General features: G+C 44.6%; 9 protein-coding genes. 6 read left to right on the top strand and 3 right to left on the bottom strand.

Annotation, left to right across the window (positions count from 1 at the left end):
• Positions 1–27 precede the first annotated feature (27 nt).
• From H6F63_RS12800 to H6F63_RS12785, 4 genes are all read left to right on the top strand, one after another.
• Positions 28–801: an ion transporter gene (locus H6F63_RS12800; RefSeq protein WP_190637928.1), complete on the top strand. Its 774-nt coding sequence runs from the start codon at positions 28–30 to the stop codon at positions 799–801.
• Positions 802–1,081: 280 nt separating this feature from the next.
• Entirely contained in the window at positions 1,082–2,044 is a 963-nt protein-coding gene (locus H6F63_RS12795) for a TIGR04222 domain-containing membrane protein (protein ID WP_190637872.1), read from the top strand.
• A 176-nt stretch (positions 2,045–2,220) separates the two neighbouring features.
• Complete coding sequence (locus tag H6F63_RS12790) at positions 2,221–3,051, top strand: DUF692 domain-containing protein (RefSeq protein ID WP_190637870.1); 831 nt, start codon at positions 2,221–2,223, stop codon at positions 3,049–3,051.
• Positions 3,042–3,629, top strand: a complete 588-nt coding sequence (locus tag H6F63_RS12785; RefSeq protein WP_190637868.1) for a hypothetical protein — start codon at positions 3,042–3,044, stop codon at positions 3,627–3,629. Before H6F63_RS12790 ends, H6F63_RS12785 begins: the two co-directional genes overlap by 10 nt.
• A 422-nt stretch (positions 3,630–4,051) precedes the next feature.
• Here H6F63_RS12785 and H6F63_RS30505 read toward each other — a convergent pair whose 3' ends face one another.
• Together H6F63_RS30505 and H6F63_RS12775 are read right to left on the bottom strand one after the other, a co-directional pair.
• A complete protein-coding gene (locus H6F63_RS30505; protein WP_190637867.1) occupies positions 4,052–5,677 on the bottom strand; it encodes a DVUA0089 family protein in 1,626 nt (541 codons plus the stop codon).
• Between the two features lie 599 nt (positions 5,678–6,276).
• Entirely contained in the window at positions 6,277–6,447 is a 171-nt protein-coding gene (locus tag H6F63_RS12775; RefSeq protein WP_190637865.1) for a hypothetical protein, read from the bottom strand.
• A 147-nt stretch (positions 6,448–6,594) separates the two neighbouring features.
• Here H6F63_RS12775 and H6F63_RS12770 point away from each other — a divergent pair, with 147 nt between their 5' ends.
• Positions 6,595–8,742, top strand: coding sequence for an NACHT domain-containing protein (locus tag H6F63_RS12770; RefSeq protein ID WP_190637863.1), 2,148 nt, complete (start codon positions 6,595–6,597; stop codon positions 8,740–8,742).
• A 42-nt stretch (positions 8,743–8,784) separates the two neighbouring features.
• Here the strand turns inward: H6F63_RS12770 and H6F63_RS12765 are convergent, their stop codons facing one another.
• On the bottom strand, positions 8,785–9,516 hold the full coding sequence (locus H6F63_RS12765) for a carbonic anhydrase (protein ID WP_190637926.1): 732 nt from the start codon (positions 9,514–9,516) through the stop codon (positions 8,785–8,787).
• 321 nt (positions 9,517–9,837) lie between these two features.
• Here H6F63_RS12765 and H6F63_RS12760 point away from each other — a divergent pair, with 321 nt between their 5' ends.
• Positions 9,838–11,274: a carotenoid oxygenase family protein gene (locus tag H6F63_RS12760; RefSeq protein ID WP_190637861.1), complete on the top strand. Its 1,437-nt coding sequence runs from the start codon at positions 9,838–9,840 to the stop codon at positions 11,272–11,274.
• The last annotated feature ends 675 nt before the right edge of the window (positions 11,275–11,949 follow it).

Here is an 11,949-nt window from a genome sequence, read left to right as displayed (position 1 = left end):
TCTTTAAAAATCAGCTTTCTTAATTACATGTTACTGCCCAAAAGGATTGCATTTTACCTAGAAGACATTGAAACCCCAGCCGGAAAAGTTTTCAATCTCATCATTACCGGACTGGTACTACTGTCTTCAGCCATTTTTGTTATAGAAACTTATCCCATCCCAGATTATGTCCGATTCAATCTTGAAACTATAGATTTTTGTATTTTACTCCTTTTTGCCTGGGAGTATTTGCTGCGTTTGGGGTATGCCAATGATAAGAAAAAGTTTCTTATTAGTTTTTATTCAATTATTGATTTACTAGCCATATTACCATTTTTCTTGGGGATAGTAGATATCAGTTTTATCCGTATCTTTCGCTGGTTCCGAATTTTACGGCTGATCCGATTTATTAAAGGAAAAACCTTATTTGGCAGCATCACTTCTGAAGATAGCGTAATTTTCGCCCAAATACTATTTACTTTATTTGCCATCGTCTTTGTTTACTCTGGCTTAATTTATCAAGTCGAGCATCCAGTAAATCCCAAAGTATTTAATACGTTTTTAGATGCTTATTATTTCTCTGTGGTGACGATGACCACTGTTGGATTTGGCGACGTTACCCCAATTTCCGAAGCAGGTCGCCTGTTAACAGTATTAATGATTTTTACCGGTATTGCTCTAATCCCTTGGCAGTTGGGAGATTTAATTAAGCGATTAGTTAAAACTACAAGTCAGGTAGAAACACTGTGTACTAATTGCGGTTTATCAACCCATGATGCAGATGCTAAATTCTGCAAAAATTGCGGCAAAAGCCTGGAATAATTAGATACATATATAGCAATTCAATGGTTGGGTACGATACATCTGTGGGGACGTGGCATTGCCATGTCCCTACCAACGTGGGCTGAACGTCAGAACCGCGATATATTCCACCTAACTGAGAAACACTCTAGTTATTTATAATAAAATTTACCAAATTATCTACTTTACCGCTTCACTAAAATTTACAAATTTAATTAACTTAGCTTTTCCGTAAAAGCGCAACCTAACACTGTAGGAATGCGCGGGAATAACTATCCAAATGCAAGAAGGATCGTTAGTAATGGATAAGCTACTAATTAGTATCTTGGCTTTATTAGTGGTTGTGGTAATCACGAACCCATTAGCCAACCCAATTGCAAATATGTATGGCCCGTACTTTCTGCTACTTTATGCCTTTGTTAGCGGAGTGACGATAGTAATTTGCGGGTTGAGCATTCATCGTTCCGACCAGACCGCAAACTTACCTTTGCCCTTAGTTCCTGCCGACCCGAACCCCTACGAAATTGCCTATATGAGGGGTGGAGAAAATGAAGTTACAAGATTGGCTCTTTTTAATTTAACAGGGCGCGGTTACTTGCAGGTTGCAGGCGATCGCTTAGAAAAAGCACCCAATCATCCAGATCCTTTAATTCTGCCTGTAATAGAACGCGATGTGTTTCGCTGGTTCGTGTCTTCTCACAAAGCCCAGGAAATCTTCCAGTCATCGCTACCTGCCACAGTGAAGCAGCACTGTACAGTTTACGAACAGCGGCTGCAAAATGAGAAACTGCTGTGTCCGGATGAAACAAAACAGATAGCACAGCGCGTTAGTTGGAAAGGAGTGCTAATTATCCTGGGTTTAGGCAGCTACAAGCTCGTAGTAGCTCTAGCAAAAGGATATACCAATGTTGTGTTTCTCATCGTTCTGGGCATTGTTTCGCTCATTACCCTGGCCGTTGTCTGCAAACCACTCCGCTTGAGTCAGCGAGGACAAGCTTACCTCAAGCGACTACAACAAACATTTGAGCGCCTGAAGTGGCAAACTTCCATCCTCCACCCTAGCGGAACAGACTTCGGCCTGTTACTGCCTGTAGCCATCTTCGGTGTAGGGATGCTATCAGCAACCCCCTATGCTGAATTTGAGAAAATGTTCCATCTGTCAGCAGCTAGTGGTGGCGGTGGTTGTGGTGGAGATAGCGGCGGCTGTGGTGCTGGCTGCGGTGGTGGTTGTGGTGGTGGTTGTGGTGGATGCGGAGGAGGATAAGAAGCCATCAGAAGCTTCTCTTTGACTTGTCTTCGCGTCCTTTGTATCTTTGCGGTTCCATTTCTTATCCTCTCCCATCTACCCAGTTTTATCTCGTTTCCAAGTTGAGCCTGGAAACCAGTAGAGTCTCTACAGCCTTTTCTCTGCGTTCTCTGTGTCTCTGCGGTTAATTTTCTATGTCCCATCTACCCACTCTAGGCATCGGCTTAGGCTTCCGAGAACCCTTCCGTAGCGACTTGTTTTTGCATCAACAACAAGTTGACTTTCTAGAAATTGTTGCCGAACACTATCTGGATGCCCCACCCCAAAAACAGCAAGAATTAGAACTGTTGGCGGATCACTTCCCGCTTATCCCCCACGCGATTAATCTGTCGCTAGGTAGTGCAGAAGGTTTAGATACCGATTACTTACGGAAACTGGCAACACTAATTAAACAACTCAATCCGCCTTGGTGGAGCGAACACATCTGTTTTACAAAAGCGGGTGGAGTAGATATAGGACATTTATCACCGCTACCCTATACACACGAAGCGGTAGAAGTTCTTTGCCGCAACATTGAGCAAGTGCGGCGCTATGTTGACGTGCCATTAATTTTAGAGAATATCACCTATATGGTGACACTTCCCGGCGCAGAGATGACGGAAGCCCAGTTTTTAACCGAAGTAGTAGAACGTTCTGATTGTGGGTTGTTGCTGGATATTACGAATTTGCATATCAATGCTGTAAATCATAATTATGATGTTCGCGATTTCTTATCACAATTGCCTTTAGAAAGAATTGTCCAGCTGCATTTTGTGGGCGGACATTGGCATAATGGCGTGTTAGTTGATAGCCATTCGCACTCGACACCGAAGGAAGTTTGGCAACTTATGGATGAAGTTGTCGCCAAAGTTCCAGTTAAAGGGATTGTGCTAGAACGGGATGAAAACTTACCACCTTTTGCTGAACTTTCCGCTGAATTGGAGGAGGCGCGTAAAATTGGAAAGCGTTATAGACGATGGGATTAGCTCAAACACAGCAAATTTTAGCCCAGCTTTACACTAATAGTGTGTTGCGATCGCGTTTTTTTGCCAATCCGCAAGCAGTCGGTGAAGAGTTGGGACTTAATTCTGATGAAGCACAGCAGCTGGCTAAATTATCTGCACAACAGGTTAACCTTTTCGCTAATTCGCTGAAACGCAAGCGGCTGGGAGAAGTGCGCGAACTGCTACCTTTGACGCACTCCGTTTTGGGTAAAGGCTTTGCTGAGTTATTTTGGCGATACGCTGAGACTTATATACCCACGGGAATCAAAAAACATCTGGAGGATGCGATCGCATTCTCCACTTTCATCGAAAATGTTACTCAACTAGAAAGCATCGATCCGCCTTGGGTTGTGGATTTGTTGCGCTACGAAAAAGCCTGGTTACAAGCCGCAGAACCTAGTAGCCGATTAACTGTATGCTGGTTTCGTTATGCCATCGACAAGTTAGCGCGAACAGTACAACAAGATGAAACTCCGGTGGTATTGATGCAACCTGCGATCGCTATCTGGTTTCGCCTGTCACCGCGAAGCCATCTGCGGCATTTCGTGCTGAAGTTGTAGAGTGGGATGTGCTGATGCGCTACCGCTTCGGCGTAAGTAGCTATATAATTCCCAAACGATTTATAAATTATTTTTTCGTTTGTACCGCCTGCCACAGCCATCCTGCCTGCCCTACAATTTACAAATGAAATAGGACTCCCATACACATAAAATACCTTAAATTTAAACAGCCCTTTGGACTAACCTAAGTAGAAAATATTTGTTTAATATTTATTCAAATTTTATAGATTGGACTTTTGCCCAACCTATAAAATCAAACTATTAGACTTCTTGCAAAAGTACCTGAATAACTCCTATCTAACTTTCCTAGTTAACAGCAGAAGAACAAATTATTATTACTTCCCGCTGTTTACGAAGAAACTGAGTTTCGTTGTTTTCACCTTTTGCAAGAAGGCTATTAAATGTGCAACGCCCTGGAACTTCTAAACGAAATTGAAGCTACTACTATTCAGATTCAGGTCTAAAGGCGAAACCCCTTGAACAATAGCAACTAGGTCGTTGCCAAAAGATATGGATGTCCCCGACGGAAGACCTTCAGGAGATGCACCTAAGCTAAAAGTAGCAGCTTGAACCCCAGCTAAATCTATCGTGTAGTTGCCAGTATCACCACCATTACCAGGGAAAACAGGTGGTGTTCCAACTGGATCGTTATTGAAGCTGGAGATTGCTAGAAAGTATGTACCGGATTCTAGTGTTGAAGCAGGAAGCGTGGATTGAAAGGTGCCGCTAGAGTCGTCATTTTGAGCAACTAAGATGCCATCCTCGTCGAAGAGGAACAACTGCGTGTCAAAATTAGCGCCGCCGACTGTGGTGGCAAAAAAATCTTCCTCGCCACTCAGAGTGATTTGGAACAAGTCAACATCGTTACCACTGGATATTGTCCCAGTAATAGAGTCTAACGTTCCCGATCCGGGTGCAATAACCTGAGCCTCAGTAAGAAGCTGTCCTGCGTCCCCGGCTTCAGCAATAGTAAGAGGAGTGTCGGGATTTTCAGGGAGTTGTATAACATCTTCAGTGAGATTGAAGTCAGTAATCAGGGCGTAGTCACTATTACCGCCACCAACATAATAAACTTCAGAGCCTCCCCGTGAGTTCCCTAGTACCGTTCCGTTGTCGCCGAGAACGAAAGTATCGCTACCTTCACCGCTAGTTAAAGTATCAATCTCGAAGGGAGCGATCGCGCTTCCGTTTCCGCCAAATCCAAATTGTGAAACAAACGGGTCAACGCCAATCAGGGTATCATTCCCAGCGCCACCAGAGAGAGAGTCGCTACCAACTCCACCAACAAGTAGGTCTACTCCCGCTTCACCAATGAGTGTGTCATTGTCTAAGCTACCGAAGAGTATATCGTCACCATTCCCACCATTGAGGAGATCGTTCCCAGCTCCCCCATCAGCTAGGTCATTACCGTCGTTACCGAAGATTTGGTCATTTCCGGCATCAGCAAAGAAGCGATCGTTCCCGATGCCTCCAAAGGCTCTGTCATCGCCGTCCCCGCCATTGATGATATCGTCCCCATCGTTACCAAACAGAATGTCATTGCCAGCCTCACCAAATAGTCGGTCATCCCCCAGATCCCCCGATAGTTGGTCATCCCCGTCACCAGCAAATAGAACATCAAATCCATCGCCACCAAATAGTCGGTCGTTACCAGCACCCCCATTCAGATTGTCAACTCCCCTGCCACCATTCAGGTTGTCATCGCCATCTCCACCATTGAGAGTGTCATTCCCGTTCTCCCCAAAAAGGGAGTCATTTCCACCTTCACCAAATAGAACATCGAACCCATTACCACCATTGATGAAGTCATTTCCACCTTCACCAAAAACTTGAGAGTCACCAAAGATTACGTCGTTGCCGTCCTCTCCAAACAGGAAGTCGTTAGCACCCCCACCAATAATAATGTCAACCCCAGTACCACCAAATACAAAGTCATCTCCATTAAGGCCAAATATGCCATCATTGCCATCCAGCCCAAATATTTGATCGCTCTCATTAGTACCAATAAGAAGATCGTTGTTACCAGGTTCGCCAGAAATAACAGCCATCTATGTTCACCTCATTTTTAAAAGAAATCATGTTTGTGCTTGCAGAAAGTGTGGAATTAGTTTTCACATCTTTCAGCAGCTTTTCTTGGCATAAATTGGAGTGTTTCATCTTGAAGTCCACAAGAATACTCTTGGCGTGTCCCTATAAAATTTGGGTTATATTGCCGAGATAAAATTTGCCGACTTCTGATGACTTATCAGGGTCAGCTCCGGGAAATTACGCAACCCGTTACAAAAGTACACATTAATCTTTTAGATGGTCAGAAAAACCGATTTTCAGGAGCTACTTAGAGGGTGTTTGAAAAGGTATTATTTGTAATACTTCTCACTCAGCCCTCCCCTAAATCCCCCTTTAAAAGGGTTGAAACAGCCTCAAAGTCCCCCTTTTCAAGGGAGATTTAGAGCAGGGTACTTTCATACAATCGAAGAAAATATCGAAAATTGCGATCCATCTGTAGGGGTATGGCAACGCCATGCCCGAACCCAAGCAGGTATGGAGGGAACCTGATAACCGCCAAATATTTCACCCAACTGAGAAACGCTATAGTTTTGTCGGTAGGTTTTTGCTCGTCCCAACCCCTCTTAGGAAAGGCTTTTGCTCAAAGCGTTCTAGGACTAACCCCCAGCACCTTCCCTGGCAGGGAAGGGGAGCCTTCAAAGTCCCTTTCCGCATCGGAGAGGGGTTTGGGGAGAGGTCTGCCGACTTGTGCGTACACGGTAGCTTGGAAAAGAAGGCTATTCAGTTCTGCTTTATTGATTTCACCTTTCATCACAAGCGTTTCCGGTTCCGCCCTTTTGAAGGAGCGTTAGAGGGGAGCAAATGTGTGGCATCAAAACGTATTGCATTAGGATTAGCCGTCTGGAAAAAGCAGCGACTAAGTTGTAGAAATAAATAAAACCAACTCATCCCTACCCTTATGACAGGATTTGAACCCGCAGTTGCAGATGCAGCAATTAAAGGTCTAACTGGCGTTGTGATTAAAACAGTTTGGGAAAATGGAGGTAAATTTCTCGGCTTGATAGGCGGAAATCTGAGCGAGGGAACAAAGCAGCTAGTTTTTAACGCATTACGGCAATATGTCAAGAACTATAATGAGCGTCACGGCATCCTGAAAGTTTTAGGAATGCGGGAGCCTGTAGCCTTAGAGTCAATCTATACTGGCGTTCAGTTTTTGGATAAGCAAGATATTTGCCGATTTGAATCAATCGCCAACTTAGAAGAAGCTTACCGCCAAGCTCAAAGACGCAGTTATCAGTCTAAAGATTGCCCAAAGCAAGAAGGACTAAAAGTTGCTAACGAAAAGCAATATCTCATGGTATTAGGTGGGCCAGGAGCGGGAAAATCTACATTTTTGCGGCGGATGGGGCTGGAAGCACTCAAGAGTAACAAGGGAAAATTTAAGCACTCCTGTATCCCTGTTTTCATCGAACTCAAAAGCTTTAACGCTGGTGACATCAATATTGAGAAAGTCATCACTGATGAGTTTCACACTTGTGGTTTCCCTTCACCTGAAAAATCCACAGAGAAATTATTAGAACAAGGTAAATTACTAATTTTGCTGGATGGGCTGGATGAAGTGCCAACAAAGAACTTAAATCAGGCTATCGGTCAAATCCAGAACTTTGTTGACAAATACGATAAAAACCGCTTCATTGCCTCCTGTCGCACTGCTGCCTATCGCAGTGGATTTCGTCGCTTTAGCGATGTAACAATGGCAGATTTTGATGATACCCAGATTGAGCAGTTTATTTGTAACTGGTTTCAATCAGAGGCAGATAAACAGGCGGGAACCGCTAATAAATGCTGGGAAATTCTGCAAAAACCAGAACATAAAGCGGCTAAAGAGTTAGCCCATACGCCGTTATTGCTGACATTTCTCTGTCTGGTCTATGATCGTTCCCAAAGCTTTCCAGATAATCGCAGTATTTTGTACCGGAAGGCACTGCGGATATTATTAGAAGAATGGGCCTCAGAAAAGCGAATTCTGCGAGATGAAATCTATCAAGGACTGCATACAGAATTAGAAGAGATACTTCTATCTGAGATTGCCTACAAAGGTTTTGAGGCAGATCGATTATTTTTCTCTCAGCGAGAGGTTGTTGAGCAAATCAAAACATTTTTGGCAAGTAATCTAAATGCACCTCAACATTTAGACGGCGAAGCAGTTCTGAAGGCGATTGCTATTCAACAAGGTATCTTGGTAGAGCGCGCAGAGGATGTATTTTCTTTCTCCCATCTGACACTACAAGAATATCTAACTGCACAGTACATTGACGACCATCGGCAAATTGAGAAGTTAGTTACCAAACACCTCACAGATCAACGCTGGAAAGAAGTGTTTTTACTAGTAGCTGGGTTGATGCGTGGTGGTGCAGATGAATTGCTGTTACTGATGGAAAAAGAGGCACAAAAGTACATCAACACTCCTAAATTAAAAGCTTTATTAGAATGGGCAGAACAGGTAACGGCGGGATCGGCAAGTGATATTAAGCCAGTGGGTAAAAGGGCGATCGCCAACGCCATCGCCATCGCCTTCGCCTACGCCAATGCCAATGCCATCGCCTTCGCCAATGTCAAAGTCTTCGCCATCGTCAATCCCAACGCCATCGCCATCGCCATCGCCTTCGCCGACGCCAATCCCAACGCCTACGCCATCGCCAACGCCGACGCCATCGCCATCGCCTTCGCCATCGCCAACGCCTTCGCCAAGGCCATCGTCCAAGCTATCGACAATGCCCGTAAACTTGAGCAACTAAAAATCTTTAAGGATGTAAACTTTAGTGTGCTGATTGCCCGACTGGAAGCGCTAAAAGCTAAAATTCCTGACGATAAACAACCCTTGGAAGTGCGTAAGGAATTTGCCCAGCGTCTCTTGCAAACCTTAATCAATGCTTTTAATCTCAACTTAGAAATGGTCAATTTAACTGAGGAAGAAGTAAAGGCATTCGACAATTATTTCTATGCCAATTACCTCATAATCCAGTGCAAACAAGCAGCGGTGCGGGTGTCGCCCAAAACGTGGGAAGAGATAGAGGAAAGAATGCTGCTGGTTCCTAATAATTGAAATTGCAGATACCAGCAGATAAAAGGTTTATAACCCGCACCTTCATCGCGCGGCAGAACCTCTGTAAATTCTTTCTGCTTGCTCAGAAGATAACCGCATGGATGGAATTCGTTCAGTATTAGATGCTACAGGCTGATCATCATAGGAGGGAAGTTCACTGTAGGGTGCCGCGAACTCGTGAAGAACAGGATCGTACTCCAAAACCTCCCCTGTTTCAATCTGATAGACCCAAGCGTGGAGAGATAGCTGTTTTCGGTGAAGTTTGGAGCGAATTACTGGATAAGTCCGCAGATTTTCGATTTGGGTTAGCACGTTCTCAGCAATGGTGGCGTCCAGAAGTTCTTCTCCAGCGAGGTTTGTGTAGTTATCTTTAACCAGCCGCCGAGTTGCTTCTGCGTGCTTTAACCATTCGTAAACTAGCGGCATTTCTTCAGCTAATTTGTCCAATTTTAACAGTCCCTTCATTGCGCCGCAGTGGGAATGACCGCAGACAACAATTTGCTCGATACCTAAAGCATGAACGGCGTATTCAACCGCTGCGCCTTCGCCGCCATTGGTTGCGCCAAAGGGCGGAATCATGTTACCAGCATTGCGAATAATAAATAGTTCGCCGACACCAGCTTGAGTAATCAAATTCGGGTCGATACGCGAATCTGAGCAGGTGATAAATAGCGCTCTCGGTTTCTGACCGTGAGCGAGTTGCTCAAACAACTCATGGTGCGTGCTGAAGTAGCCGCTTTGGAACTGGCGCAGACCTTTAATCAGTTTTTTCATAAAACCTATTTTTTTTTGCGATCGCGATCGCAATTTCCCTCTAATAATAGGAAACCGCGATCGCATCTCCAGAAGACGCATTGTAACGAAATTGCAACAATAATCCAACTAATTTTAGAGCTTTGCTACTTAGCGAGAGTGCCAACGCCTTTAATTTTGAGATCCACACAGATGGCAAATTGTCAATAAAAAAGTTTTGTTTTGGTAGGTGTCCCGCCTACCCTACAAGAAAGTTTATTAGCGATCGCACTTTCTACAGATAGCAGCACTCCCACAAAATTGTTCAAAATAAAGAGAGAACGTGCTTAATATCGCTCAACAATGACAACCGCCACTAAACCATCAACACAGAAAGCTTGGGCGAAAGCGATCGCCAAACCCGCTGCTGAATTTCCCCTCACCCCTTTACCACTGCTTTCGGGCAAAATACCGGCAGGTTTGCGGGGTACGCTATATCGCAATGGCCCCGGACGCTTAGAACGCCAACCTTCGGGTCGGGTGGGACACTGGTTTGATGGCGATGGGGCAATTTTGCGAGTGCATTTCACAGATGACGGCGCTACCGGACTCTATCGCTACGTGCAAACAAAAGGATACAAAGAGGAAACGGCGGCGGGTAAATTCCTCTATGGCAACTATGGCATGACCGCACCAGGACCAGTCTGGAATCAATGGCTCAAACCCATCAAAAACGCCGCCAATACCTCAGTCCTGGCACTGCCTGATAAACTGTTAGCACTTTGGGAAGGTGGGCATCCTCATGCCCTCGACCTACAAACTTTGGAAACTTCGGGATTGGATGATTTAGCTGCATTGGATGCGGGCACGCCTTATTCTGCTCACCCCAAGCGTGATCCTCAAACAGGCGAAATTTTTAACTTTGGTATCGCCGCTGGAATGAACGGCAAGCTGAATATCTATAAAAGCGACTCTACTGGCAAGATTCTGCAAAAAGGGGAAGTTCAACTTGATGGTATCCCCTTAGTGCATGATTTTGTCTTGGCAGGGCAATATCTGGTGTTTTTTATTCCCCCAGTGCGATTAAAAGCCCTCCCAGTGTTGGCGGGAATAAGTAGCTATAGCGATTCGCTAGAGTGGCAACCTAAAGTAGGTACTCAGATTTTAGTCGTTGATCGCGACACCTTATCTGTGGTGAGTCGCAGCGAAACCGATCCTTGGTATCAGTGGCATTTTAGTAATGGTTATGTTGATGCTGATGGGATGGTTGTTGTAGATTTTGCACGCTATAAAGATTTTCAGACGAATCAGTATCTCAAGGAAATAGCGAGTGGCGAAACTTACACACCTGCTAAACCAACGCTGCACCAAGTACGATTAAATCCGCAAACGGGCAAAGCAATTTCTGTGCAAGAATTGTTAAACCGACCCGGCGAATTTCCGCTAGTTCCTCAGCAATACGTGGGGAAAGCTTCGCCTCATACCTATCTATCAGTATTTCGGGAAGGGGCGGATATTGGTAAAGAAATTCTGGGCGCGATCGCACGTTTCGACAACCAAACTGGTAATCTCACAGAAACTGATTTGGGCGAAAATCGCTATCCCACCGAACCCATCTATGTGACTGATGCCTTGAATCCTGCACAGGGTTGGGTGTTAACTGTGGTATACGATGGCAATTCTGATACTAGCGAAGTCTGGGTTATGGATAGCGATCGCTTAGACGATCAACCCGTTTGTCGTTTAGCATTGCCCAGCGTTGTTCCTATGGGGTTTCACGGTACCTGGAAACCCGCTTAAATTAGGAGCCAACGAGTTATTAATTTAAAACTCATAACTCCTAATCCCATTACCTATGTTCTGAACAAAAAAAGCGCCTATAGCAATCCTATTTGAGTTGTGAGCCAGGGGTTAAGATACCCGACTTCTTACAGAAGTCGGGTATCTCGCCTTCACGAATCATTCATAACTGCTATTTAGCAATTCTAGGGTTGAGTGCAATACATCATCTGTAGGGGACATGGCATTGCCATGTCCCTACCAAGGTCGCGCGAAGGTCAGAATTACGATATACTCCGCCCAACTGAGAAACGCTAATACAAAAGCAAAAAGAATAAAATAAGAAGCTCATTTAATTTAATTAAATAAGCTTCTTGTTAACAAAACCAACTTATATTTCAGATACCATTACAAAAAAGATTGGCTACGCATGGCTCCCTAAAACAACCGATGGCAAGAGTTTCAAAATCTAAAATCCAAAATCAAAAATCCGACCGCCCTACTTCGGCTCTCTAAAAATAGAAATAAATACCCCTTGGAGCCTAATTATTCGAGACTTATTTCTATGTCTAGCCAAGAGTTTAAAAACTCTTTTCAGCCATCGCGACACTACCTAGTCCTTTTCGTCCGCTACCTCGATGGGCGCTGTCCTGGCTAGGCTCGTGAGCGGACAACTGTTGTTGAACCGAAGACGTT

The organism is Trichocoleus sp. FACHB-40 (assembly GCF_014695915.1).
Classification (GTDB): domain Bacteria; phylum Cyanobacteriota; class Cyanobacteriia; order Cyanobacteriales; family FACHB-T130; genus Funiculus; species Funiculus sociatus.
This window is presented reverse-complemented; position numbering and strand designations above follow the sequence as displayed.